Annotated in this window: 22 protein-coding genes; 10 read left to right on the forward strand and 12 right to left on the reverse strand. The window is 66.0% G+C overall.

The window, feature by feature from the left end; translation table 11 throughout:
* Positions 1–23 precede the first annotated feature (23 nt).
* The gene (locus CAL28_RS27430; RefSeq protein ID WP_094844149.1) at positions 24–818 is read right to left on the reverse strand and encodes a sulfite exporter TauE/SafE family protein; all 795 of its coding nucleotides are present in this window, start codon (positions 816–818) and stop codon (positions 24–26) included.
* A gap of 497 nt (positions 819–1,315) precedes the next feature.
* Here CAL28_RS27430 and CAL28_RS27435 point away from each other — a divergent pair, with 497 nt between their 5' ends.
* The 4 genes from CAL28_RS27435 (at position 1,316) to rimO (ending at position 7,613) form a co-directional block, all read left to right on the forward strand.
* The gene (locus CAL28_RS27435; protein ID WP_094844150.1) at positions 1,316–2,938 is read left to right on the forward strand and encodes an arylsulfatase; all 1,623 of its coding nucleotides are present in this window, start codon (positions 1,316–1,318) and stop codon (positions 2,936–2,938) included.
* A gap of 26 nt (positions 2,939–2,964) precedes the next feature.
* On the forward strand, positions 2,965–4,125 hold the full coding sequence (locus CAL28_RS27440) for a formylglycine-generating enzyme family protein (RefSeq protein WP_094844151.1): 1,161 nt from the start codon (positions 2,965–2,967) through the stop codon (positions 4,123–4,125).
* A 222-nt stretch (positions 4,126–4,347) separates the two neighbouring features.
* Positions 4,348–5,343 (forward strand): quinone oxidoreductase family protein, encoded by a 996-nt coding sequence (locus CAL28_RS27445; RefSeq protein WP_094844152.1) that lies wholly within the window; start codon positions 4,348–4,350, stop codon positions 5,341–5,343.
* Between the two features lie 911 nt (positions 5,344–6,254).
* The gene (rimO, locus tag CAL28_RS27455; protein WP_094844154.1) at positions 6,255–7,613 is read left to right on the forward strand and encodes a 30S ribosomal protein S12 methylthiotransferase RimO; all 1,359 of its coding nucleotides are present in this window, start codon (positions 6,255–6,257) and stop codon (positions 7,611–7,613) included.
* 77 nt (positions 7,614–7,690) lie between these two features.
* Here rimO and CAL28_RS27460 read toward each other — a convergent pair whose 3' ends face one another.
* Positions 7,691–8,227, reverse strand: a complete 537-nt coding sequence (locus CAL28_RS27460) for a ferritin-like domain-containing protein (RefSeq protein ID WP_440588421.1) — start codon at positions 8,225–8,227, stop codon at positions 7,691–7,693.
* A 284-nt stretch (positions 8,228–8,511) separates the two neighbouring features.
* Between CAL28_RS27460 and CAL28_RS27465 the strand changes: the two genes are divergently transcribed.
* Complete coding sequence (locus CAL28_RS27465; protein ID WP_094844156.1) at positions 8,512–9,096, forward strand: TIGR00730 family Rossman fold protein; 585 nt, start codon at positions 8,512–8,514, stop codon at positions 9,094–9,096.
* Between the two features lie 3 nt (positions 9,097–9,099).
* Positions 9,100–9,630: a hypothetical protein gene (locus tag CAL28_RS27470; protein ID WP_094844157.1), complete on the forward strand. Its 531-nt coding sequence runs from the start codon at positions 9,100–9,102 to the stop codon at positions 9,628–9,630.
* 39 nt (positions 9,631–9,669) lie between these two features.
* On the opposite strand, the gene CAL28_RS27475 is transcribed toward CAL28_RS27470, so the two are convergent.
* On the reverse strand, positions 9,670–12,483 hold the full coding sequence (locus CAL28_RS27475; protein WP_094844158.1) for a hypothetical protein: 2,814 nt from the start codon (positions 12,481–12,483) through the stop codon (positions 9,670–9,672).
* Positions 12,484–12,758: 275 nt separating this feature from the next.
* On the opposite strand from CAL28_RS27475, the gene CAL28_RS27480 reads away from it, so the two are divergent.
* The gene (locus CAL28_RS27480; protein ID WP_094844884.1) at positions 12,759–13,385 is read left to right on the forward strand and encodes a pyridoxamine 5'-phosphate oxidase family protein; all 627 of its coding nucleotides are present in this window, start codon (positions 12,759–12,761) and stop codon (positions 13,383–13,385) included.
* A 29-nt stretch (positions 13,386–13,414) separates the two neighbouring features.
* Here CAL28_RS27480 and fmt read toward each other — a convergent pair whose 3' ends face one another.
* Together fmt and def are read right to left on the reverse strand one after the other, a co-directional pair.
* Positions 13,415–14,356 carry a methionyl-tRNA formyltransferase gene (fmt, locus tag CAL28_RS27485; protein ID WP_094844159.1) on the reverse strand — a complete coding sequence of 314 codons (942 nt, stop codon included), beginning with the start codon at positions 14,354–14,356 and terminating at the stop codon, positions 13,415–13,417.
* A gap of 197 nt (positions 14,357–14,553) precedes the next feature.
* Positions 14,554–15,063, reverse strand: coding sequence for a peptide deformylase (def, locus tag CAL28_RS27490; protein ID WP_094844160.1), 510 nt, complete (start codon positions 15,061–15,063; stop codon positions 14,554–14,556).
* Positions 15,064–15,255: 192 nt separating this feature from the next.
* On the opposite strand from def, the gene dprA reads away from it, so the two are divergent.
* Genes dprA through CAL28_RS27505 form a run of 3 tightly spaced genes read left to right on the forward strand, consistent with a single transcriptional unit; the run spans position 15,256 to position 17,946 of the window.
* Positions 15,256–16,464, forward strand: a complete 1,209-nt coding sequence (gene dprA / locus CAL28_RS27495) for a DNA-processing protein DprA (RefSeq protein WP_094844161.1) — start codon at positions 15,256–15,258, stop codon at positions 16,462–16,464.
* A gap of 41 nt (positions 16,465–16,505) precedes the next feature.
* The gene (locus CAL28_RS27500; RefSeq protein WP_094844162.1) at positions 16,506–17,414 is read left to right on the forward strand and encodes a hydroxymethylglutaryl-CoA lyase; all 909 of its coding nucleotides are present in this window, start codon (positions 16,506–16,508) and stop codon (positions 17,412–17,414) included.
* Positions 17,415–17,457: 43 nt separating this feature from the next.
* Complete coding sequence (locus CAL28_RS27505; RefSeq protein ID WP_094844163.1) at positions 17,458–17,946, forward strand: hypothetical protein; 489 nt, start codon at positions 17,458–17,460, stop codon at positions 17,944–17,946.
* A 5-nt stretch (positions 17,947–17,951) separates the two neighbouring features.
* Here the strand turns inward: CAL28_RS27505 and CAL28_RS27510 are convergent, their stop codons facing one another.
* The 7 genes from CAL28_RS27510 to CAL28_RS27540 form a co-directional block, all read right to left on the reverse strand.
* On the reverse strand, positions 17,952–18,977 hold the full coding sequence (locus CAL28_RS27510) for an amino acid ABC transporter substrate-binding protein (RefSeq protein ID WP_094844164.1): 1,026 nt from the start codon (positions 18,975–18,977) through the stop codon (positions 17,952–17,954).
* Between the two features lie 218 nt (positions 18,978–19,195).
* Positions 19,196–20,467, reverse strand: coding sequence for a phenylacetate--CoA ligase family protein (locus CAL28_RS27515; protein WP_094844165.1), 1,272 nt, complete (start codon positions 20,465–20,467; stop codon positions 19,196–19,198).
* A gap of 67 nt (positions 20,468–20,534) precedes the next feature.
* Positions 20,535–21,368 carry an ABC transporter ATP-binding protein gene (locus CAL28_RS27520; RefSeq protein ID WP_094844166.1) on the reverse strand — a complete coding sequence of 278 codons (834 nt, stop codon included), beginning with the start codon at positions 21,366–21,368 and terminating at the stop codon, positions 20,535–20,537.
* Between the two features lie 127 nt (positions 21,369–21,495).
* Positions 21,496–22,830 carry an ABC transporter substrate-binding protein gene (locus CAL28_RS27525; protein WP_094844167.1) on the reverse strand — a complete coding sequence of 445 codons (1,335 nt, stop codon included), beginning with the start codon at positions 22,828–22,830 and terminating at the stop codon, positions 21,496–21,498.
* A gap of 123 nt (positions 22,831–22,953) precedes the next feature.
* Positions 22,954–24,018, reverse strand: coding sequence for a branched-chain amino acid ABC transporter permease (locus CAL28_RS27530; protein WP_094844168.1), 1,065 nt, complete (start codon positions 24,016–24,018; stop codon positions 22,954–22,956).
* Between the two features lie 78 nt (positions 24,019–24,096).
* The gene (locus tag CAL28_RS27535; protein ID WP_094844169.1) at positions 24,097–25,026 is read right to left on the reverse strand and encodes a branched-chain amino acid ABC transporter permease; all 930 of its coding nucleotides are present in this window, start codon (positions 25,024–25,026) and stop codon (positions 24,097–24,099) included.
* A gap of 23 nt (positions 25,027–25,049) precedes the next feature.
* Positions 25,050–25,799, reverse strand: coding sequence for an ABC transporter ATP-binding protein (locus CAL28_RS27540; RefSeq protein ID WP_254926337.1), 750 nt, complete (start codon positions 25,797–25,799; stop codon positions 25,050–25,052).
* Positions 25,800–25,977: the final 178 nt, after the last annotated feature.

Here is a 25,977-nt window from a genome sequence, read left to right on the forward strand (position 1 = left end):
CCGAGCCGGACATTGCCCGGGCCTCAGGCGCGCCACATCAGCACGGCGGCAACGACGGCGCAGACCGCGGCGAACACCCGCTGCAGCGCCGTCTGCGGCACGCGGGGCGCCAGCACACGGCCGGCCGCCATGCCGGCGACTGCCGCCGCGACGAAAGCCCACTGCGCGCCCGAGATCGACAGTCCATGCGCGGCCGCCGAGACGACGGTCGCAGCCGATACCAGCGCAATCACCATCAGCGATGTGGAAACGATGCTGTGCATGCGCGCGTCGCTGAAATGGGCCAGCGCCGGCACGATGATGAATCCGCCCCCCACGCCCAGCATTCCCGTGCATAGCCCGGAGGCCGCGCCGATCGAACCCAGCGTCGTCGCCGCCCGCCGGGTCCAGACGAACCTTCCCGTTTCCGGCGACAGCCGGCACGCCTTGCCGGTGGGCGCCGATGTATGGCCGGCGCCGGCGGCACGCGGCAGCGACTGCCGGAACATGCGCGCCGCGACCAGCAGCATGACCGCCGCGAATCCCCAGTTCAGCCATGCCGGGGGTACCTGGTGCGCCAGCCTGAGCCCGACCGGGGCGGCAAGCCCGCCCGCGACTGCCATGAGCAGCGCGGCTTTGTAGCGGACCAGCCCGCGGCGCAGGCCTTCCGCCGCCCCCACCGCCGCGGCCGCGCCGACGGCGATCAGGGCGACCGGGGCTGCCTGGGCCAAGGTCATGCCGAGTCCGAACATCAAGGCGGGGACGGCGAGTATGCCGCCGCCCGCGCCGGTCAGCCCCAGCGAGATGCCGATACACAAGCCGAGCAGAGTGGCGATCATGACGCTATTTAATGACTTCAGGAAATAAGCTTATTATTAAATATAATTAGCCACTTATCAAGATCGCGTAAGTGTCTCTTTGCCCCACCGGCGGCATCCGATATTCGCGACGATGCCCACGGAGGCCAACGAGAGGCCCTCTTCTCACAGGGCGGCCGCGGCAGGCACGGCAGGGCGTAAACCGCCGGCGCCGACCCTTCGATGCGGGAGCCTGGATGCGCCCGGCTCGACTACGTTGTTAGGCGCAGCCACTAACGGCTACGACCGGGTAAACGAGGCTGCGTCGCCCTAAGCCGGCCGCGTAGCCTTCGCGATGTCAGCGTATAGCAATCCGGCGGCGCCTCCTTTTCGGCTCATTACCGGCCCGGCCCGCGCTGCCTGACGAAGCCTCACTGTTGCTGCTCTCATAAATCGATGTCGCCCCCCGAACGCGGATACGGGACGGTTACGCGGCTCTCGATCCGGTTCCTGCGTGAAACCCACCTAGGAGCGCTGACATGAAGCAACGAATTCTGGAGAGCCTGTGCGTTTCCGCGACCCTGCTGTGGGCCGCCCCGGCGCTATGCCAGACCGGCAGCCAATCGCAGTCCGACGGTCGCCCACCCAACATCCTCGTCATCATGGGAGACGATATCGGCTGGTCCAACGTGGGCGCCTACAACCAGGGCATCATGGCCGGCAGGACCCCGAACCTGGACAGGATGGCGACGGAGGGAATGCGCTTCACCGACTATTACGCGGAAGCCAGCTGCACCGCCGGCAGGGCCAACTTCATCACCGGCGAGTTACCCATACGCACGGGCCTGACGACCGTGGGGCAGGCCGGATCGCCACTCGGCATTCCGGCGGAAGCGGCCACCATTGCCACGGTCCTGAAATCCATGGGCTACGCGACGGGACAGTTCGGCAAGAACCATCTGGGCGATCTCAACAAGTTCCTGCCGACCGTGCATGGGTTCGATGAGTTCTTCGGCTACCTCTATCACCTGGATGCGATGGAAGACCCGGCCCATCCGAATTATCCGCAGGCACTCAAGGACAAGGTCGGACCGCGCAATATGGTGCATAGCTGGGCCACGGACACCGACGATACGACCGTTCAGCCGCGCTGGGGCAAGATCGGCAAGCAGAGAATCGAAGACGCGGGCCCCCTCTACCCGAAGCGCATGGAAACCGTGGACAACGAGATCCGCGACTTCGCCTTGAAGTTCATCGACAAGGCGCATACGGACGGCAAGCCATTCTTCGTCTGGCTCAATCCCACGCGCATGCATGTGGTCACGCATTTGTCGGAGCAGTACCAAAAGATGCGGACGCCCGAGAACGGCTGGTCCGTCTATGAAGCCGGAATGGCGCAACTCGATGACGATGTCGGCCTGGTGCTGAAGAAATTGCAGGACCTGGGCATCGACGACAACACCATCGTCGTGTTCACCACGGACAACGGCGCGGAGAATTTCACCTGGCCGGATGGCGGCCAGACGCCGTTCGCGGGCGGCAAGGGCACGGCGCTGGAAGGCGGCTTCCGCGTACCGGCGATCCTGCGCTGGCCAGGCAAAGTCCCGGCGGGCAAGGTCGAAAACGGCATCATGTCCGGCATGGACTGGTTTCCGACCTTCGTCGCGGCCGCCGGAAACCCGAACATTGCCGAAGAACTCAGAAAAGGCAAGCAACTGGGCGACAGGACGTACAAGGTCCACCTGGATGGATACGACCAGACCGCGCTCATCACCGGCAAGGGACCGTCGGCGCGCCACGAAATCATCTACTTCACGGAAACCACGCTTTCGGCGGTGCGAATCGACGACTACAAGTACCGCTTCACGGACCAGCCCAGCGGATGGCTGGGCGGAACGATAAAAGTCGACTGGCCCATCCTGTCCAACCTGCGGCTGGATCCTTTCGAACGGACCGGCATTCCAAACGCGAACGGCGGATCGCTCAATTACTACAGCTGGTTCATCTACGAGTTCTGGCGCTTCCAATTCGTGCAACAGGAGATCGCCAAGCTCGCTGAAACGGCCCTCGAATTCCCGCCGATGCAACGGGGCGCGAGCTTCAATCTGGACGCCGTCAAGGAACAGATCCAAAGAGCCATGGAATCACATGCGGGCAATTGAGCCTGCTGCCCTCCTGGAGTCCAGCCATGAAGCTTGCGGCCAAATCACGGTACCTGCTGCTGGCGGCGGCCAGCCTGATCGGCGTCGGCCTGGCGATCGGCGCCTCCCGTATCCTCGCGTCCGGCGAACACCGCGAGCCGCGGGTGGGCGACGGTGTCTCCGGTCCCGCCGGCATGGTGTGGATCGAAGGCGGGACCTTCCAGATGGGCAGCGACGCGCGCCCGGCCCAGCCGAACGAGCGGCCGGCCCATCCGGTGAAAGTGCACGGATACTGGATCGACCAGCATCACGTCACCAACGCGGAATTTCGCCGGTTCGTCGAAGCGACCGGGTATGTGACCACGGCGGAGCGCAAGCCAGATTGGGAAACATTGCGGGTACAGCTGCCGCCCGGCACCCCGCGGCCGCCGGACGCGGCCCTGGTTGCCGGAGGCATGGTGTTCGTCGGCACGTCGGGCCCCGTCGCGCTGGATAACATCGCGCTGTGGTGGCGCTACGTGCCGGGCGCGGACTGGCGGCATCCCCTGGGCCCGGGCAGCAACATCGACGGAAAGGACGATCATCCGGTGGTCCAGGTCTCGTACGAGGATGCGCTGGCCTATGCGAACTGGGCGCACAAGCGCTTGCCGACCGAAGCGGAATGGGAATACGCCGCGCGCGGCGGATTGGAACAGGCCACTTACGCCTGGGGCGACGACTTCGCGCCGGACGGCAAACAGATGGCCAATGTATGGCAGGGGCAGCAGCAGCAACCTTTTCCCGTCGCTTCCGGCAATACCCGGACCTCCCCCGGCACCAGCCCGGTGGGGACATTCCCGCCCAACGGCTATGGACTGTCCGACATGACGGGCAACGCATGGCAGTGGGTGGCCGATTGGTATCGCGCCGACCAGTTCGCGCGCGAGGCGGCGCTGGGCAAGCCCATCGTCGATCCCCGCGGCCCGACCGATAGCTACGACCCCTACGAGCCTGGCGTGCCGGCCAACGCGCCGAAGCGCGTGACCCGCGGCGGATCCTTCCTTTGCAACGAGTCGTATTGCCTTAGCTATCGGCCCAGCGCCCGGCGCGGCACCGATCCCTACAACAGCATGTCGCACCTCGGCTTCCGGTTGGCGATGGACGACGCCCAATGGAAGCAGCAAGCCGGTCGCCCGACCGCCGCCGCGCGCGCCCTGGCCGGACGATAGACGCCACGATTCAAAACACGCGGGATTGGAATCCGCTGGCGCGGCGATCGCCTTCGCGCATCGAACCGAAACGGACAAGATTCGTTGAAAACGATTCGCGCTCGCCAGCGGACTGGAAGCCACGGTACGGTATGCTTTTGGCACCGTAACGGCATTGAACGTGTACGCCCCTCGTGACGATCGCGTCGGCGTTCCAACTTCCACATCCCAAGAGGCCACTCGATGACTGACTCCAGCGGTACGCCGGCCAGAGCGATCGTGCTTGAACAGTTCGGCTCGCCAGATGCGATGAAGGTCGAAACCACGTCGATTCCCGAACCGCTTCCCCTTGAAGTGCAATTGCGCCAGACGGCAATCGGGTTCAACTACATCGATGTCTATCAGCGCTCGGGAAAGTATCCGCTGCCGCTTCCCACAGGCCTCGGCCACGAAGCCGCCGGTATCGTCGAGCGTGTCGGCCGCGATGTCGCCGGCTTCCAGGCCGGCGATCGCGTGGTGTACATGAATGCCGGCATAGGGGCATATGCCGATCGCCGCAATGTGGACGCCAACCGGCTGGTCAGGATTCCGGACGGCATCACCGATGAAGTCGCCGCCGCGATATTTTTCAAGGCGATGACGGCGCAATATCTCCTGAGAAAAACCTATCGCGTCGGCGAAGGCGACGTCGTACTCGTTCACGCTGCCGCGGGCGGTGTGGGGCAGATCCTGAGCAGCTGGGCGAAATCGCTCGGCGCTTATGTGATCGGCACGGCCGGCGGCCCCCAGAAATGCCAGACCGCGGTTCAAGCGGGTTGCGACGTCGCCATAGACTACAGCCGGCCCGACTGGGTGAAAGAAGTCATCGATGCCTCGCAAGGCCGCAAGGCGAATGTCGTCTACGACTCGGTCGGCAAGCACACTTTCATGGGGTCCCTGGACTGCGCGGCCCAATTCGGTACCGTCGTCCTCTTTGGCGCGGCCTCCGGGCCGGCCCCTTCGATCGACCCCGAGATCCTCAACAAAAAGGGCTGCCTGTTCCTGACGCGCCCCTCCGTCTTTCCCCACAACGCGGACGTGAGGACTTTCCGCGAAAACGCGCGCGACGCGTTCGATGCGCTGGCCAGCGGGGCCATAAAGCCGAACATAGGCGCGCGGTTCCCGCTGGACGAGGCGGCCCGGGCACACGAATACGCGGAACAACGCCAAGGCGTCGGCGCGATCATCCTGGTGCCTTGATCCGCCGCCGGCCCCTGCAAGCCGATAGGAACCTTCCTCCACTGACGACCACGGAGCTCGACTCTCAAGAGCATCTTATCGTCGTAGTGGAGCAAAGCGTGGGCAAGGTTACGTTAGGGATCTTCCCGCCGGGAAACACCCGCAGGGCTTGATCAATGTTCTGGCTACGACGGGTTGCACTTATATCGTGTCTTCTTCAACCCAGGATGGTGACAGCTAATACAGACCCCTAGGCGTACACGCATGCAAGCACTACCTGTATACCGAGCGCGCCTGGGCTTCTATGCCGGGCTACTTCTATTACTGGGGGCAATACCGTTTTCTCCCCTTGGAAGGTCTTACTTTATGTGGCTTGTAGTCGCACCTTCCATTGTGGTCTTCCTGAGCACATCGCTTTTCTTCATTTGCCTTACATACATACAACCATCCTTCCGCAATCCTGCGGAGTACGAACGTTTCCTGGGGCTCCGGGCGACAACGCTCTGGTGGATTCTTTGTGCGCTCGGTACGGCGATGACATGCGCATTCCCGACTGCAATGAATGATCCGCCGACAGTCCCTCTATGGGTGTCGCAGGCCGGGGCGGTCATTCTTCTTGGCACCGCGCAGCTTGCCTTGTTGCGGCGCGAGGCCAGACTCCATAAGCGCATGCGGCACGACCGGTCGTCGTAAAAGGCACGAGCCGCGTGCCCTGATGGCGCTTATGCGCCGCAATTGTCGCCACGCTAGAGCATGTCCCACGGGCGGTGGCTGCGCGGCTCCTCAAGCGGAAAAAACAGGGCCGCACCGTCTTCCAACGGGCCTCTTCGCCGCCGCAGCAGCCGTGAAATTGCGCCGAGTTAAAATCGCCGCCTGGCTTCGTATCTCTGGGCACCCCGCTGCGCCCGGTCCGGGCCGCACACGGAAGCCCCATGAAAACCCTTTCTGATTCAACGCAAAACAAAGACCGCACTCCCAAAGTGGGGTTCGTCAGCCTTGGCTGTCCCAAGGCCCTGGTCGATTCCGAACGTATCCTGACCCAGCTTCGTACCGAAGGCTACGAAGTCACGCCGTCGTACGACGATGCCGACGTCGTGGTGGTCAACACCTGTGGTTTCATCGACAGCGCCAAGGCCGAGTCCCTGGAAGCGATCGGCGAAGCCCTGGCCGAGAACGGCAAGGTCATCGTCACGGGTTGCATGGGCGTGGAAGAATCCGCCATACGGAACGTGCATCCCAGCGTTCTGGCAGTGACAGGACCGCAGCAGTACGAACAGGTGGTGCGTGCCGTGCACGACGCCGCGCCGCCCCGCGCGGATCACAATCCCTATACGGACCTGGTCCCGCCGCAAGGGGTCAAGCTGACGCCGCGGCACTACGCTTACCTGAAGATCTCCGAAGGCTGCAACCACCGTTGCAGCTTCTGCATCATCCCGTCCATGCGGGGGGACCTGGTCAGCCGGCCGGTGGGCGACGTGCTGAACGAAGCCGAACGCCTGGTCAAGGCGGGCGTCAAGGAATTGCTGGTGATCTCCCAGGACACCAGCGCCTATGGCGTGGACCTGAAATACCGCAGCGGCTTCTGGAACGGCCGGCCGGTCAAGACGCGCATGACCGAGCTATGCGCGGCCCTGTCCGAACTGGGCGTGTGGACGCGGCTGCATTACGTCTACCCCTACCCGCACGTCGATGAAGTCATTCCCCTGATGGCCGAAGGCAAGATCCTTCCCTATCTGGACATTCCCTTCCAGCACGCCAGCCCCCGCATCCTGAAAGCCATGAAGCGCCCGGCCTTCGAGGACAAGACCCTGGCCCGCATCAAGCGCTGGCGCGAGACCTGTCCGGACCTGACGCTGCGTTCGACCTTCATCGTCGGCTTCCCGGGCGAGACGGAAGAGGACTTCCAGTACCTGCTCGATTGGATGAGCGAAGCGCAACTGGACCGCGTCGGCTGTTTCCAGTATTCGCCCGTGGAAGGCGCGCCGGCCAATGCGCTGGACAACCCCGTGCCGGACGAGGTCAAGCAGGAGCGCTGGGAACGGTTCATGGCGCACCAGCAAGGCATCTCGGCCCAGCGCCTGCAGGCACGGGTGGGTCGCGAAATCGAAGTACTGATCGACGAGGTGGACGAAGACGGCGCCATCGGCCGCAGCAGCGCCGATGCGCCGGAAATCGACGGCTCGGTCTACGTGGCGTCGGAAGCACCGCTCAAGCCGGGCGACCTGATACGCGCCACCGTCACGGACGCCGACGAATACGACCTGTGGGCCGATGCCGTAGAAGCACGGTAAACGGTCCAGGTGCGGGCGGCCCGCCATCGCAAAGGGGGCCGCACCGCCACTCGCGTAACGCCAGCGTTACGCCTGCATTAGGCCAGGAAGTCCGACAAATCGTCGGCGTGCTCTTCCTCTACCGCCAGGATCTCTTCCAGCAGCCGGCGGGTCGTCGGGTCATCCTCGCCCAGGTACTCGACCATCTGCCGATAGCTGTCGATGGCGACACGCTCGGCCACCAGGTTCTCCTTGATCATGTCTTCCAGCGTGGAGGCCTCGACATATTCCGAGTGGCTGCGCTTTGCCAGGTTGGCCGGATTCATATCCGGCTCGCCGCCCAGCTGGACGATGCGCTCGGCAATGCGATCGGCGTGGTCCTGCTCCTCCGTGGCGTGCTCGGCGAATTCCGCCGCCACGGGCTCGGCATTCATGCCGCGCGCCATGAAGAAGTGGCGCTTGTAGCGCAGCACACAGACCAGCTCGGTCGCCAGCGCGTCATTCAGCAGGCGCAGTACCGTCTGCCGGTCCGCGCGGTAGGTGTCGGTGACCGCGCCATCCTTCAGGCCCTGGCGGGCTTTCTGGCGCATGGCCTGCACATCGACGTGGAAATCGGCCGTCTTTTTGCTTGGCATATCCATATCCGTATTCTCCTTGTATCGGGGTTGGGCGGACCGGCGCCATGCGCCGCCGGCTCGATAAAAGCCGCTGTGTCCAAACGTATCGCCGCCCGGCGAAGGCCGCGGATCGCCGCGGGAAAATATGCGTAAACTACCGGGCTTCGGTCTACGGTCCGTGGCGGTTAGCAAGTTTCGCGCCCGGGCCGGCCGCCCGGCCTGGTGGCGGGTACGTCGCACGACAGCTCGCACCACACCCATGGCCTGGCGGACAGACGCCACGATGCAAGCGGTGCAAAGCCATGAAACTCGAAAACATCTGTGTTTACTGCGGCTCGAATGCCGGGCGGCAACCGGTCTACGCGGAGGCCGCGCGCGGCTTCGGCCGTGAACTCGCGCAACAAGGCGTGGGCCTGGTGTATGGCGGCTCCAGCGCCGGCATCATGGGCATCCTGGCCGATGCGGTGCTCGAAAACGGCGGCCGCGTCATCGGCGTTATCCCCGAAGCCCTGGTCAAGAAGGAACTGGCCCACCGGGGCCTGACCGAGCAGCACATCGTCACCTCCATGCACGAACGCAAGACGATGATGGCGGAAAGGGCCGATGGCTTCGTCGCCATGCCCGGCGGCGTCGGCACGCTGGAAGAGATTTTCGAAACCTGGACCTGGGCCCAACTGGGCTTTCACGGCAAGCCCTGCGGGCTGCTGAACATCGCGGGCTATTTCGATAAGCTGACCGCCTTCCTGGATCACACCGTCCAGGAAGCTTTCATGCGCCCGCAACACCGTGCGATGCTGGCCGTAGAAAGCGACCCGGCCAGGCTGCTGGAGCGGTTCGCCGCCTACACGGCGCCGACGGTGTCCAAATGGATCGAGCCGGCGAAATAAACCATGAAGAAAACCACAGAACAGCTGCTGCGCGATTACTTCCATGCCAAGGACGAAAACCGCCCCTGGTATATGGCGGACACCTTCGCGCCGGATGCCCGCCTGGAAATGGTGCTGAAAACCGCAGCCATCGCCTTCCCGTCGGAGGTCACGGGCGAACCTGCCATCGCCGACACGCTGGTCCGCGCCTTCGGGCAGACCTACGACAACGTATACACCTTCTACTTCGATCGCCCGGCGCAGGGTGCCGTGCTGGCCGAGTTCAGCTGCGATTGGATGGTAGCGATGACGGAGAAGGCGACCGGGAAAGTGCGCGTGGGCCACGGCCGCTATGACTGGCGCTTCCAGGCCGAGCCGCATCGCGTCCGGCACTTGACGATCACCATCGAGTCGATGGAAACGCTGGCGGCCGACACAATGCCCGCCGTGTTCGCGTGGATCACGTCCCTGCCCTACCCCTGGCTGGATCGCGCGTCCCTGCGCGGCATGCCGGCGCTGCCGGGCCTGGAAAGCCTGCGAACCCTGGCGCGCTAAGGGATCGTTCCGGCGACCGGCCACCGTCCCCTTCCGCCATCAGTCCTCGTCGTCGGACTCGATGATCGGAACAAAGCGATAGCCGACCTCGGCAGGCCGGGTGACCTCGCGGTGCCAGCCCCCTTCCGGCGCCGGCGTCAAATGCAGGTCGCAAGCCATGTAGGCGTAGCTCTGCGCGACGTCCATCTTCGTGCCTTTGCCTGCGAATCCGCACACGCTGACGAGCTCGTTCCATGCCACGGCGATGCGCAGCCGGTACGAACCATCGGCCAGCCGGGCCAGGTCCGTGCGTATCAGGCCGGGGCCGCCCGGCAAGACGGGGCTGCCATCGTCCAGCTTGATGGGCGCCTGCGGCCCCAATACCCACAGGCCTTTCAGAAGTTCCGCCACCACCGTCTGGACCATATACGTCGAGAGCATCGGCATGTCCGGGCCCGCCAGTCGATGGAAGGCCAGTAGCGCACGCTCTACCCCTTCGCTGGACGCTTCGCCGCCCGGCACGCGTGGCGAGCTCGTATAGGGAATGTAGTGGCCGAGGCGGTCGACGCCCGTGACGGAAAACACGATGGTCGGCCGGTCTATCCCATCCAGGACGAACTGACGATCCAGGTCGATGGCCACGGGCCCGTCCGGGCCGGGGATCTGCAGGGACGCCAGCGCTGGGACCGTCATTTCGCGGCGAAGCAGTTCCTGGGCAAAAGCGTGCAGCTGCGCCGGGGCCATGACAAGTTCCGCCCGTGCGCTCGCAGCGTCGTAGCGTACGCCGAAGTGCTCCGGGAGCAGCTGCTCCAGCCCGGCCGCCCAATGGGCGACGAAGCCGGCGCCCGCGGCGGCGCGCGCGGCGTCGTCGTCTTCCGGTAGGGACGCGATGACCATGGCCTCCATCAATCGCGACGCCAGCCTCAGGCGCCAGGCCACATGCGGGGCCGGGTGGGACAGCGGCTCGTCATCGCCAGGGAATCGGTCGCCGACATCCGGGACCAGGCACGATGCCGCATCGCTCAAACCATTGGCCAGGAGAGCGCCCAGCTTCGCCATTGCGGCGCTGGCGTCCGCGCGGCGCGCCGGGTGCCGTTCCAGGAAGCCATGCCAGGCGGCGCCGGCGATCTCCGAGCAAAGCTTCGCGATGCCGTCGGAGCCAAGATCGACAAAGCACCCGTACTGCGCGCACGCCAACGCCAGCGACGCCGCGCCGTCGCGCAGCGCCCGGATGGTAAGGTCGGGCCTGGCGTCATACCGGGAAAGGGCATCCGCCACGGCGGCGAGGTGCTCGATACTTTCCGCGACATAGGGCGCGCGTTCCCGTGCCAGGGTTTCGAGCGCACCCCGGTCCAGGCGCAGGCCGTATTGCTTCAGGACGGACTCGTGCCTGCGCAGGCACCGGATCTCTTCATCGGACAGCATCCGGATGCTGTCCAGATCCAGGGCTTCCGCGCGCCTGCCGGCCTCGCCGACAATGCGCGGCACGGCCAGGCGCACGGCCATGCGCAGATCCTGCCGGAGGGGCTGCGGGATCGGCTGGCCCGCGCAAGGTCCATCGCTTTCCCAGGCCTGGAGCGCAGTCCCCAGGGCTTCCAGCGCCCGCACGATCGACCAGCGTCCGCCGTCCTCCGTGCACCGCCGTAAATTGCCAAGACAGCCGGTAAGCTCGTCGCGATAACGCCGGACGCGATCGTCGCGCATGCCGCGTATCAGCCAGGCCGCGTCGGCGTAATCGGCGCGCGCGTCCTCCATGGCATGCAGCAGCGTGCCCAGCGTCTGGATACTGAGCTTGCCGGCGAAGGCCAGGACGTCCTTCAGCGGTTTAGCCATAAGCGCGGCGGCGATCAACCGCGGCGCCAGCGCGTTGCTGTCTGGAACCAACACACCGGTATAGCCGACGTCTTCCAGGCTTTTCGAAAGAGAGGCAAAGGCAAGGTCGTAGACCTCCTGGCTCGAGCGCCCCTGCCCGAGCTGGAAATCGATCAGCTTCGCGGTCGTGTCGACGAAGTAGTCCAGGCGCTTGCCCACGGCGTCGCGCATCGCGCCTTGCAACGCGCCGATAAGATCGAGCCGCTGTTGCCACAATTGCGACGAGGCGCGCCGGCCGCGCAGCGCCCGCGCCATGGCGCAATGCTCCGTGTCGCTTCCTTCGGACGATGGATGCGTCGCCGCCAGGTGGCGGGCCAGCAAGCGGAATTCGGCATGGGTCAATTGCGGCAAGGCGGCGGCCAGCAGCCCTCGGACAGTACCTTCGTCGGAGACGCGGCTCAGGCTGACGCCGAGACGGGCGCAGGCGAGATCCAGCGTATGCGCATCGCCCGGGGTGGACAGGGCCCGGGCGATCTGTTTGAGCGGCATCAGCAATGTCCGCCGCGCGAGTTCGTCGTCCAGCATGGCGCTCAAGGTGGTCCATGCCCGGCGTGCCGCATCGTTGCCGGGCGCGCCGTTCAGCCAATCGTCCGGGTCTTGCGTGGCGGTCGCCAACCTGCGGCGCAGCGCGGCCAATTGCCCCGTATCGCTGTTTTCGCAGAATCGCTCGGCGATGCGGAGAAAGACGCGCGAGTTCACCGGCCCGCGGCATTTGCCGGTGACGCGATCCACCAGCTGCCGCATGTCGTCGTGGCTGACCGCCGCGCCGCGCCCGATGTCGGACCATCTTTGAAGCTCGCGCACCCGGCTATCGGCGCGCACCCGGGCATACAGCAGCGACAGCTTGCCCCGCATGGAAGGCGCTTCGCGTATGTCGCGGGCCAGGCGCATCAGCCGCTTGCCCCGCCCGGCCCGTGCCCGGAATGGGGCCGCGCTGCCGACGTCCACCGCCGGCGCCGCGTAGGAAACACCACCGATAGGGCCCACATCCCTTACCGCCATCACATGCTCTCCCGGATACGGCCTGGCCCCATGCACGGGCCCTTACGCGCCCGCGCCGCCGAACCCCGGCGTATCGCCGCCGCGCCGCAACCGGCCATCGTAGGGGACATGCCCGCGCACCATCATCGGCATCCATGCTTTTGCGGCATAGTCCCGGCTGAAAAGCGCGTCGGAAAACACTGAACGGTGGAATTCGATGACAGGCATCTGGGCTACGATAGCCACAGCGCGCCGCCCGGCCGCCCTTCCTTTTGTCCATCGACAAGCAGACCGCGATGACCACCGACGACACGCACCGGATCACCGACCTGGATGCCCTGACCGCGCTTTACGGGCAACCCAAGGAAGCCTCCGTGCTGAAAGAAAGCGCCACCTTGCATCCGAACTATTGCGCCTTCATCCGCGCCGCGCCGTTCGTTGCGCTGGCCACGAGCGGACCAGGCGGCCTGGATGTGTCGCCGCGCGGCGACGCGCCCGGCTTCGTGGAGATCCAGGACGAAAGCACTCTGCTGCTACCGGACCGCCGCGGCAACAACCGCGTCGACAGCCTGCGCAATATCATCGCGGACCCGCGCGTGGCCCTGCTGTTCCTGATTCCCGGCATCGGCGAAACGCTGCGCGTGAACGGACGCGCGGCCATCAGCATCGAGCCTGCCCTGCTGGAGCGGCTGGCCATGGATGGCAAGCCGCCCCGGTCGGTGCTGGTCGTTCGGGTGGAAACCGTGTTCTTCCAGTGCTCGCGCGCGGTGATCCGATCCAGGCTGTGGGATCCGTCCACGCAACTGCAGCGCGACGCCCTGCCCAGCACGGGCCGCATGCTGCGCGACCTGATCGGCGCGGGCTTCGACGGCGAACAATACGATCGCGAATTGCCGGACCGCGTGCAAAAAACACTGTATTGAATCGCGCCGCCGCGGCGGCGCGCCTTCCCTCACCCGCCCTGCCATCCCCGCACGAAAACGTCGACAGGTTGGCGTTTGCCGCCGGCCTTCTGCAATTCGAGCAGGCGCAGGATGCCGTCCGCGGTGGCGATATCGATGCCGGTGGGCAGCACGCGCAGCACGGTACCGGGTACGGTGGCGGATACACCCGGCAGCGCCTGGGCCCGCCAGACCTTGACCGGATCGTCCAGGCCGGGCAAACGTGCCGTTGCCCCCGGCACGGGATCGAACGCCCGCACCCGTCGCGCCAGGACGTCCGCGCCCAGGGAAAAATCCAGTGCCGCCTCGGCCTTGTCCAGCTTGGCCGCATAGGTCACGCCCTCGGCCGGCTGCGGCACGCGCGTCAGCTTGCCGGCGGGCAGCGCGGCCAGGGCTTCCACGATAGCGGCAGCCCCCGCGGCCGCCAGGTCGTCATGCAGGGACGCCGCGGTCTGCTCCGCGCCGATAGGCACCTTGCGCACCAGCAGCATGTCGCCGGTATCCAGGCCGGCGTCCATCTGCATGATGGTCACCCCGGTTTCGGTATCGCCCGCCTCGATGGCGCGCTGGATGGGCGCGGCGCCGCGCCAGCGCGGCAGCAGGCTGGCATGGATGTTCAGGCAGCCATGGGGCGGCAGGTCCAGCACCCACTGCGGCAGGATCAGCCCATAGGCCGCCACCACCATGACGTCTGGCTCAGCGGCCCGCAACTGGTCGCGCGCAAGGACAGCCTCTTCGGGGTAGCGCCCATCCAGCCGCAAGCTGCGGGGTTGGGCCACCGGAATGCCGGCCGCCAGCGCGGCCTGCTTGACCGGACTGGGCGTCAGCTTGAGCCCGCGTCCGGCCGGACGATCGGGCTGCGTCAGCACCAGGGGAACCGCGTGGCCCGCCGCCAGGATCGCTTCCAGCGCCAGACGGGCAAAATCCGGCGTACCGGCAAAAACGACGCGCATCGTGTCAATACTCCATAGCGCTATGCATCACCCAACCCAAATGAAAACCCGCCCGCGCCACAACCTCACCCACTAAACACATCGCCACGCAAAGAACGGGCGCCCCCGACCGGGGACGCGCGGATCCGGCTTCGCCGGTCCGCAGCGTCGCCCCCCTTGGGGGGAAGCGCGCAGCGCTTCGGGGGGGGCCTCACCCCTCAGCGAACAGCTTCGCGTTCGGCCTTGCGCAGCTTGGTCTTGATGCGGTTCTGCTTCAGGGAGGACAGGTACTCGACGAATACCTTGCCGTCCAGGTGGTCCAGTTCGTGTTGCACGCAGACGGCCAGCAGGCCTTCGGCTTCCCTTTCGTAGGGCTTGCCGTCGGCGTCCAGCGCCTTGAAGCGGATGCGGGCGGCGCGTTCGACCTCGTCGTAGATGCCGGGAACGGACAGGCAGCCCTCTTCGTAGGTTTGCCGTTCTTCGCTCTTCCAGGTGATTTCCGGGTTGATCAGGACGAGCAGGTCGTTGCCTTCCTCGGAGACGTCGATGACGACGACGCGCTCATGCACGTCCACCTGGGTGGCGGCCAGGCCGACACCGGGGGCGTCATACATGGTGTCGGCCATGTCGCGGACCAGCCGACGGATGCGATCGTCCACTTCCGCCACCGGCCTGGCCTTGATGTGCAACCGCGGATTGGGATAGTGGAGGATATTGAGCAAAGCCATGGAAAGCGATATATCCCGCGGCCGCGTTCACACGGGCGGGAGGTCACGGAAAAGGTTGGGAGATATGTAATGATAATTCATCAAGCGCTTGATTTCTAATAGTTTCCCCCTAAGGCTGTTATAGCGGGACGCATGGCGCGTTCCCGTCACTGGGCCGCCCGCCCGGGCCCGCGATCGTGCGACACTGCGCGCATGCCTCTGGACCATACTCCCGACGAATTGGCCGCCTGGCTGCGGCTCTCCCTGGAACCCGATCTGGGCCCGATCGGGGCCATCGGCCTGCTACGCGCGGTGGGCCTGCCCGAAGATATCTACGCCATGGGTGCCACTGCCCTGGCCCGCCACGTCGCGCCGGACCTGGCGCGCCAATTGGCGAGAACTCCCGCACCGGACATGGCCGCGCTGATCGACGATGCGCTGCGGTGGGTGGAAGGCCCGGGCTGCCACATCCTGCCCCTGGCGGATCCCCGCTACCCGCGCGCGCTGCTGAACACCGCGGACCCGCCGCTGCTCCTTTACGTCCGCGGCGACCCGGCGTATCTGGCCCGGCCGTCCCTTGCGGTGGTGGGCGCCCGCAGCGCGACGGCCGGGGGCATGGAAAACGCCCGCGCCTTCGCGCGCTTCCTGGCCCAGCACGGCTGGTGCATCGTCAGCGGGCTGGCGCAAGGCGTCGACGCGGCGGCCCATGAAGGCGCCCTGGACGCCGGCCCACGCGGCGCCGGCACGGTGGCGGTCATGGGCACGGGCATCGACCGCGTCTACCCGCCGCGCCATGCCGGGCTGGCGGAGCGCATCGCCGCTGAAGGCGCCCTGGTCACGGAACTGCCGCTGGGCAGCCCGGCGCTGCGCGGCCACTTTCCCCGCCGCAACCGGCTGGTCGCCGGGCTGGCGCGCGGCGTCCTGGTGGTGGAAGCGGCGCGGCAGAGCGGGTCGCTGATCACCGCGCGCCTGGCGGCGGAAAACGGCCGCGAGGTCTTCGCCATTCCCGGTTCCATTCATTCGCCGCTTTCGCGCGGTTGCCATGCGTTGATACGGCAAGGCGCCAAACTCGTCGAAACCGCGCGCGACATCACCGACGAATTGGGCGGCATCGCCGCCGGACCGGATGCCGCGAATGGATCCGATGCCGCCGGCGCACGGAATATCGCGGCTGGACGGGTGACCGGCGACGACCCGGACGGACGGGACCTTCCGCACATCGTCGACGACGACGCCGACCCGGTGCTGGCGGCGCTGGGACACGACCCGGTCCACATGGACACCCTGATGGCGCGCACCGGCCTGGACGTCCCCGCGCTGGGCGCGCGTTTGCTGGCCCTGGAACTGGCCGGTGTCGTCGCCCGGCTGGATGGCGGGCGTTTCCAGCGTTTGGCGGGAGCGCGGCGCGCCGGCAAGGGCTAATATCCCGCTATATCGCAGCACCAAGTCTAGGAAAACACGCCATGTCTTCCCCATCCCGCGTCAAGATCGTCGAGGTTTCCCCGCGCGACGGCCTGCAGAACGAAAAAGAATTCATCCCGACAGAGGTAAAGATCGAACTGGTGAACCGGCTTGCCGAGGCGGGTTTCCCCAATATCGAGACCACTTCCTTCGTATCGCCGAAATGGGTCCCCCAAATGGCCGACGCGGCACAGGTGATGGCGGGCATCGCGCGCAAGCCGGGCGTCATCTATTCGGTCCTGACGCCCAACATGAAGGGCTTCGAGGCGGCACGCGACGCCGGCGCCGATGAAGTCGTAATCTTCGGCGCGGCCAGCGAAGCGTTCTCGCAGAAGAACATCAACTGCTCCATCGCCGAATCGGTGGCGCGCTTCGAGCCCGTGGCGGCGGCCGCCAAGGCAGCGGGCCTGCGACTGCGCGGTTCCATCAGCTGCGCGCTGGGTTGTCCCTACCAGGGCGACGTGCCGGTGGAATCGGTGGTGGACGTGGCGCGGCGCTACATGGCGCTGGGCTGCGACGAAATCGATGTGGCCGACACGATCGGCGTGGGCACGCCCAAGCGCGTCCGCCAGGTCATGGACGCGGTGACGGCAATCGTCGATCCGGCGCGCGTATCCGGACATTTCCACGATACCTATGGCCAGGCGCTGGCCAACATCGTTGCGGCGCTGGAATCCGGCATCGGCATCTTCCATACCTCGGTCGCCGGACTGGGCGGTTGTCCCTACGCGAAGGGCGCGACCGGCAATGTGGCGACCGAAGACGTGCTGTATCTGTTGCGGGGGCTGGACATCGAGACCGGCATCGACTTCGATGCCGTCGTCGATATCGGACAATGGATGTCCGCTCATTTGCATCGCAAATCTTCCAGCCGCGCGGGCAATGCCATCGCGGCCAAGCGGGCGGCCTAGCGCCGCCACCCATCAGTCCCTGGAGGCGCCGACGCGCGATCCCATGAACCGCCCCGCCGAGCCGCCGACCTATATCCCGCTTGCCGCGCTGCTACAGGAAATCGGCCCATTGCCGCTGACCGGCCAGGCCTGGCCCGACTGGGTCAAAATCCTGACATGGGTGTTGCTGGCCATCCTTGGGTGGGAAATCGTCACCACCATCATCCGGATGTACAACGGCAGCCTCAACCCTTTCCTGCTGGGCGGGGTACTGGTGTGCTTCCTGGCGCTGGCGGCGGTCGCGTGGTCCATGCAGACCTCGATCACCACGATAGACAGTACGGGATTGCGCCAGACCTGGCTGACACGGCGTGAAATCGCCTGGGACGATATCCGCAGCGCGCGCTTCGTCTCCCTGGTGTTTTCCAAGCGCCTGATCGTGATCAGCCGTGCCGGACGGCCCATGGTCTTCCAGGGCGGAACGCGCGAGCTCGAACGCGCGTTCATGCATATCGCGGCGACTTACCAGGGCAAGCCGCCGCCCGCCGGCTGACGCGATCAGCGTATCGGCAGCGCGTACATCAGCCCGCCCTTGTTCCACTGCGCGTTCAGGCCGCGCTGCAGTTTCAGCGGGCTGCCCTGCCCCACGTTGCGCTCGAAGCTTTCGCCGTAATTGCCGACCTGCTTGACGATGTTGTAGGCCCAGTCTTCCCGCAGCCCCATGTTGCTTCCCGCCCCGGCGGTGACGCCGAGTATGCGCTTGATATTCGGATTGACGCTGTTGGCCTTCAGATCGTCGACGTTGGCCGACGTGATGCCGTATTCCTCGGCCTCGATCATGGCCGACAACGACCAGGAAACGATATTCAGCCAGTTGTCGTCGCCCTTGCGCACGAACGGGCCGAGCGGTTCCTTGGAAATGATTTCCGGCAGCACGACGTAGTCGTCGGGATGCTGCAGCTTGGAAATGCGGATCGATGCCAGGCCGGATGCATCCGTGCTGAACACATCGCAGCGTCCCGACGCGAAAGCGTTGACCACTTCGTTGAACTGCTCGATGACCACCGGCTTGTATTCGACGCGATTGGCCCGCGCCCAGTCGGCCAGCGTGTTCTCGTTCGAGGTGCCGGCCTGCAGGCATATCGTCGCGCCGTTCAGTTCCTTGGCGCTTTTCACGCCCAGCGACTTCGGCACCATGAAGCCCTGCCCGTCATAGAAATTGACGCCGGCATGGATGATGCCCAGGGCCGTATCGCGCTGCTGCGTCACGGTCGTGTTGCGCGCCAGCAGGTCTATCTCGCCGGATTGAAGCGCGGTAAAGCGCTGCTGCGCATCCAGCGGAACGATCTTGGTTTTGTTCGCGTCGCCCAGCACGGCGGCGGCAACGGCGCGGCACAGGTCCACATCCAGGCCGTGCCACACGCCCTGGGCGTCCGGCGCGGAGAAACCGGCAAAGCCGGTCGTGGTGCCGCACAACAGGACGCCGCGCTGGCGCACGGTATCCAGGGTGGCGGCATGCGCCGCCTGTCCGGCAATGGCGAACAGGACGGCACCGATGAATGCCTTGATAAGCTTGATACGCATGGGGTGTTTCCTTCTTCGATTCAATGCGTGCGCCCCGCGCGAACGGGACCGCCGGGCGCCAAGCTTAACGCGCCCGCATCGATCGTGAAAACCGTAAGCTTATAGGCGTCCCGCGGACCGGCTGGCGCGCCACGCGCACGGCAGCCCCTGAAGGCCGGTCCCTGCCCGCCGCCCGGGACAGGCAATCCCGGCGCGGCGTCCGGTATTTGCCTTGGACCTCATCCGTAATCGCGGACGTCCTCGATGACCTTGCCGTCGTTGGGCAGGCTGCCCGGCGCGCACAGGACCACGTCGGCGCGCAGCTTGGCGACGTCGCGCACCGACCGCGCGACCGCATCCGCCAGGCCATCGGGCGTACCGGCGGCTTCGACGTGCAGCGTCATGGTGTCCTGCCCCACCAGCCCGCCCACGACCAGGCGGGCGCGCAGCGCCTCGGGGTGGCGGCGCAGGATATCGGCCACCTGCGACGGGTGCACGAACAGGCCGCGTACCTTGGTAGCCTGGTCCGCCCTGCCCAGCCAGCCGCGGATGCGCGTATTGGTCCGGCCGCAGGGCGACGGCCCCGGCAGCACCGCGGACAGGTCCCCGGTACCGAAGCGCACCAGCGGATAGTCCGGGTTCAGCGTGGTCACGACGACTTCGCCGACCTCGCCGTCCTGGACGGGATCCCCGGTACCCGGGCGCACGATTTCGACAATGATCTCCTCGCCCAGCACCAGGCCTTCGCGCGCCGTCGTCTCGTAGGCGATCAGCCCCAGATCGGCGCTGCCATAGGCCTGGTAGGCGTCGACGCCGCGTGCCGACAGGGCGTCCCGCAGGGCGGGCGGGAAGGCCTCGCCCGATACCAGGGCGTGGCGCAGCGAAGGCAGCGGCATCCCGAGTTCATCGGCCTTGTCCAGGATGATCTTCAGAAAGCTCGGGGTGCCGGTATAGGCGGTGGGCGCCAGATCGAGAATGGCGCGCACCTGCTGTTCGCTCTGCCCCGTACCGCCGGGGAATACCGTGCAGCCGATGGCGTGCGCCGCCGTTTCCATCATCGACCCCGCCGGGGTGAAGTGATACGAGAAACAGTTATAGACCAGCTGGTCGCGGCGGATGCCCGCGGCATACAGGGCGCGGGCAAAGCGCCAATAGTCGCGCCGCGCGGTTTCGGGTTCGTAGATCGGGCCGGGCGACGCGAAGACCCGTAGCGCTTCGCCCCATCCGACGGCGGAAAACCCGCCCATGGACCTGGCGGCGCCCGCGGCGGCCGGCCCGTCCCGGCTGGCCTGCTGGCGCGCCAGCAGTTCGGCCTTGCGCAACACCGGCAGACCGGCCAGCGCCGCGCGCGAAACGATGCGCGCCGGATCCACGCCGGCCAGCTGCTCGGCGATGGCGGGCGCCCGCGCCATCGCCCGTGCGATGGCATTGGGCAGCGCGGCCATCAGCGAGGTTTCGCGCGCCAGCGCGGGGCGCGTTTCCAGCGCGTCGAAGTAGGGTGAATCAGACATGGATATCTCCGCGAATCCGCGCGGGCGCGAATGCCCGTGCGCGGTTCCCCTCCAGCATTGACGGGCCTTAGGCCAGCCACCGTTTGCGGCGTCGGTAGAACTTGGTGTCGCGGAAGCTGCGCCGCGCCCCGCTGGAGATCCCCAGGTAGAACTCCTTGACGTCTTCATTGCTGGCCAGCGCCTGCGCGTCGCCGTCCATCACCACGCGGCCGTTCTCCAGGATGTAGCCGTAGTCCGCATACCGCAGCGCGATGTTGGTGTTCTGTTCCGCCAGCAGAAAGCTGACGCCTTCGCGCTGGTTCAGGTCGCGCACGATCTGGAAGATTTCCTCCACGATCTGCGGCGCCAGGCCCATGGACGGTTCATCCAGCAGGATCATCGCGGGACTGGCCATCAGCGCGCGGCCGATGGCGGTCATCTGCTGCTCACCGCCCGACGTATAGCCGGCCTGGCTGCCCCGCCGCTGCTTCAACCGCGGAAAATACTGGTAGACGCGTTCGAGCGCCTCGGCGGTCCGGGCGCGGTCCAGCCGCCGCGTATAGGCGCCGGTCAGCAGGTTTTCCTCCACGGTCAGGTGGGCGAAGCAATGGCGTCCCTCCATCACCTGTACCACCCCTCGCCGTACCAGGTCGGCCGGTGACAAGCGGTCGACGCGCTCGCCGCGGTAGCGGATGCTGCCCTTGGTGACCTCGCCCCGCTCGCCGCGCAGCAGGTTCGACACCGCGCGCAGCGTGGTGGTCTTGCCGGCGCCGTTGGCGCCGAGCAGCGCCACGACCCGCCCTTCAGGCACGTGCAGCGATACCCCCTTCAGAACCAGGATGACGTGGTTGTAGATCACCTCGATGCCGTTGACGTCCAGCAGGATGCCGGGCGCGCCGGCCGCGGCGGGTTGTGCGCTCATGCCTGGTCCTCCCGTCCTTGCAGGGGGCGAGCCGCCGGGAGCGGGCCCGGCGGCGCCTTGCGCGCGCGGTGCTCGCGCAGGGGCGCCGGCGCGGTCGCCCATGCCGGGCGGCGGAAGATCCCGCCCGTCATCCCTGGGCCTCGCAGTTGACCGGGGTGATGTTCTTCTCCTTGGCATACTTGGCCGCCGCCTCTTTCACCAGGGGATCGACCATGCTCTTGTCGGCCTGGTACCAATCGGACACCACCTTGAACTTCGCGCCGTCCCATTGCACGATGCGCGCCCAGTCCGCGCCCAGGTGGTTGGCGCACGAGGTCTTGACGGGCCGCATGATGACGCCGAAGCCCAGCTGGTTCAGCCTGTCCTGCGTCAGGTTCAGGTTTTCGAAGCCCCACCGCACCTGCTCCGGCGTCATGGACTTGCCCTTCCCGTATTTTTCCTGGGCCGTGCGGATGGCTTCGACCTGCAGCATGGAGATAATCATGCCGCGCATATGCGCGATGGTGCCCACGGAGTTGCCCGTCTTGTCGCTGCCTTCGCCCTTGTCGTACACGAACTTCTTCAAGTCCTGCGAAACCTTGCCGGGTTCGCCGCTATTGTGGATGGTGATGGCGTTATAGCCCTTGGCCACGCCGCCCAGGTCCTTGACGTCCCCTTCCGAACCGGCCCACCAGATCGCGTAGATCTTCTCCCGCGGATAGCCGCTGGCCTGGGCCTCGCGGATCGCCGTCGGCGTCATGATGCCGGCGCTCCACAGCAGGACGTAGCTGGGCCGCGACTGCCGTATCTGCAGCCATGTGGATTTCTGCTCGACCCCGGGCGCGGTGACCGGATACAGCTGCAGTTCGAACCCGTCCTTGGCGGCGCGCCGCTGAAGCAGCGGGATGGGTTCCTTCCCATAGGGCGAATCGTGATACACCAGGGCGATCTTCTTGCCCTTGAGGTTGCCGCCTTCCTTCTTGGCGATGTCCTGGATCATGACATCCGCCGCCGTCCAGTACGTACCAAGCAAGGGGAAATTCCAGGGGAAAACCGACCCGTCCACGGCCTGAGACAAGCCATAGCCCACGGTTTCCACCGGCACCTTGTCCAGCGGCGCCTTGTCGCTGACGGCGAAAGTGATACCCGTCGATTGGGTATCGAAACCGGACGCGCCGGTAGGCGGATGGGTCTTCAGGCGTTCGTAGCATTCCACCCCGCGGTCGGTCGCATAGGCGGTCTCGCATTCCTCGTAGGTGATCTTCACCCCATTGATACCGCCGTCGCGGGCGTTGACCAGCTTCAGGTAATCGAGCTTGCCGTCGGCCCAGGGTATGCCCAGCGGCGCGAAGGATCCCGTGCGGTAGACCAGCAGCGGGACGAATTGCTCGTCCGCCCAGGCCGCCGGGCTGGCCGTACCCAGCGCGGCGGCGGTGGCCGCCGCGATCGCCGCGTATCGAATATTCAAGCGCTTCATCTCCATGTCCTCCTGGTGGTGTGCGGAACACCGGTTATGTCCGGTGCGATGCCGGCACGTTATGGGTATGACTCAATACGGTCCGACGGGCCTGCCCCGATGCGCGTACCGCATCGAGGCGGCGCATGCTCAGTGCGGGAACGGCCAGATGCGCAACTTCTCCTTGCCTATGCTCCACAGCCGCGCCAGGCCGTGCGGCTCGGCGATCAGGAAAAACACGATCAGCGCGCCGAACACCATGTGTTCGATGTGCGATGCGGTATCGACCGGCAGCGGCAGGCCCAACAGGCGCGGAATATTCGTCAGCAGCACCGGCAGCAGCACGATGAAGGCCGCGCCGAAGAAACTGCCCAGTATCGATCCCAGGCCGCCGATGATCACCATGAACAGCAGCTGGAAGGAACGCGTCAGGTCGAAGGCCAGCGGCTCCCAGGAGCCCAGGTGGATAAAGCCCCACAGCACGCCGGCCACGCCGACGATGAAGGAGCTGACGGCAAAGGCGGTCAGCTTGGCGTACATCGGCCGGATGCCGATGACCGCGGCCGCCACGTCCATGTCGCGTATCGCCATCCATTGCCGTCCCATCGCCCCCCGCACCAGGTTCTTCGCGAGCAGGCTGAATACCGCCACCAGCGTCAGCACGAACAGATACTTCTGCACGGAGGTCTGCAGCGGCAGGCCGAACACCTCCAGCGGCGGCACCGAGACGCTGCCCGAGGACGAATAGTTGGTGAAGAAGGGGATGCGCAGGAAGGCCCAATCGACGAAGAACTGCGCCGCCAGCGTCGCCACCGCCAGGTACAGCCCGCGGATGCGCAGGCTGGGTATGCCGAAGGCCACGCCCACCGCCGTCGCGCACAGCCCGCCCAGCACGATCTGCAACAGCAGCGGCATCGCCGGCACGCGCACGCCGAAATTCCAGGCGGCATAGGCCCCCACCGCCATGAAGGCGCCCGTCCCCAGCGATATCTGCCCGCAATAGCCGACCAGCACGTTCAGCCCCACGGCCGCCAGCGACAGGATCAGAAAGGGAATCAGCAGCGCGCGCAGGAAGTAATCGCTGGCCAGCAGCGGTACGGCAACGAAAGCCACCGCCAGCAGCAGACCCACGAACACCCGGTCCTGGCGGATCGGAAAGATCTGCTGGTCGGCCAGGTAGCTGGTCTTGAATTGTCCGTTCTCGCGATACAGCATGGTGCTTTCCTTGTGCCCGCCGTGGTCCGGGAATGCTGACGTGAAAGGAGCCTCGCGCTTTTCCGGGGCCGGTGCCCGCTAGACCCGGTCGATGATCTTCTCGCCGAACAGGCCTTGCGGCCGGAACAGCAGAAAGCCCAGGGCCAGTACATAGGCGAACCAGATCTCGATGCCGCCCCCGACCATGGGGCCCAGATAGACCTCCGACAGTTTCTCGCCCACGCCGATGATCAGTCCGCCCAGGATCGCGCCCGGCACCGATGTCAGCCCCCCCAGGATCACGACCGGCAAGGCGCGCAAGGCGGCCGTGGAAAGCGTGAACTGCACACCGAATTTCGAGCCCCAGATCACGCCGGCCACCAGCGCGACCAGGCCGGCGACGCTCCACACCACGACCCAGATCCGGTTCAGGGGGATGCCGATGGACTGCGCGGCCTGGTGGTCGTCGGCTACCGCGCGCAGCGCGCGGCCGGTACCCGTGTACTGGAAGAACACCGCCAGGGCGGCCACCAGCAGCGCCGCGATCACGGCGGCGGTCAGGTCCTCCAGGTTCAACAGCAGGCCACCTTCGAACACCCGGTCCAGGATCAGCGCGGGGTCCTTGGGCATGCCGACGTTGATCGAATACACCGAGCTGCCGAACGCGATCTGTCCCGCTCCGTCCAGGAAGTAGCTGATGCCCAGCGTGGCCATGAGCAGCGTCGTCGCCTCCTGGTTCACCAGGTGCCGCAGGACCAGGCCCTCTACCGCGCGAGCCAGCGCCACCATCAACGCGGCGCTGACGACGAAGGCCAGCGCATTGGCCAGCAGGGCGTTGTCGAAACCCAGCCAGCGCGGAATCCATTCCGAAAAACGCGCCATCGACAGCGCGGCGACCAGCACCATCGCGCCCTGCGCGAAGTTGAAGACGCCGGATGCCTTGAAGATCAGCACGAAGCCCAGGCCGATCAGCGCATACAGCATGCCGCTCATCAGGCCGCCGAACAGCGTTTCCAGGAAGAAACCCACCGTGCTCTCCTTGTTCCGCGCCGTCAGTGGGACACGCCCAGGTAGGCGCGCACCACATCCGGATTGGCGCGCACCTGCTCCGGATCGCCGTCGCCGATCTTGCGCCCGTAGTCCAGCACCACAACGCGATCGGAAATATCCATCACCACGCCCATGTCGTGCTCGATCAGCACGATGGTCGTGCCGAATTCGTCGTTCACGTCCAGGATGAAGCGGCACATATCCTGCTTTTCCTCGATGTTCATGCCCGCCATGGGCTCGTCCAGGAGCAGCATGCGCGGCTCCATGGCCAGGGCACGGCCCAGATCGACGCGCTTCTGCAGTCCATACGGCAGGCGGCCCACGGGCACCTTCCGATACGCCTGGATCTCCAGGAAGTCGATGATGTTCTCGACGAATTCGCGGTGGCGCACCTCCTCGCGCGCGGCCGGGCCGATGCGCAGCGCCTGGGCCAGCAGCCCGCATTTCATGCGCAGGTTGCGGCCGGTCATGATGTTGTCCAGCACGCTCATGCCCTTGAACAGCGCCAGGTTCTGGAAGGTGCGGGCGATGCCCATCTCGGCCGCGCGCCGCGGGGTCATCCGCGTGTAGCGCTGGCCCTGGAAGACGATGGCCCCCTGCTGCGGGGTGTATACGCCGTTGATGACGTTCAGCATCGAACTCTTGCCGGCGCCATTGGGACCGATGATGGCGCGGATTTCGTGTTCGCGCACATCCAGCGAGATATCGGTCAGCGCCTTGACCCCGCCGAAGCGCAGCGAGATGTTCTGCATGTCCAGGATCACCCCGCCGATCCGCCGCGCGCGCTCCGGATGGATGGGACGTGCCGCCTGCACGGACGGCGCCGCGTCCGCAACAGCCTGACCGTCCGCGGCATGGATCGGTATGGCAGCGCTGTATGTCATATCACTTTTCCAAGACGCCAAGCGCTACGCGCGCCGCATAAAACGG

Origin of the sequence: Bordetella genomosp. 11 (assembly GCF_002261215.1) — a bacterium.
In the GTDB taxonomy this organism is placed as follows: Bacteria; Pseudomonadota; Gammaproteobacteria; order Burkholderiales; family Burkholderiaceae_B; genus Bordetella_C.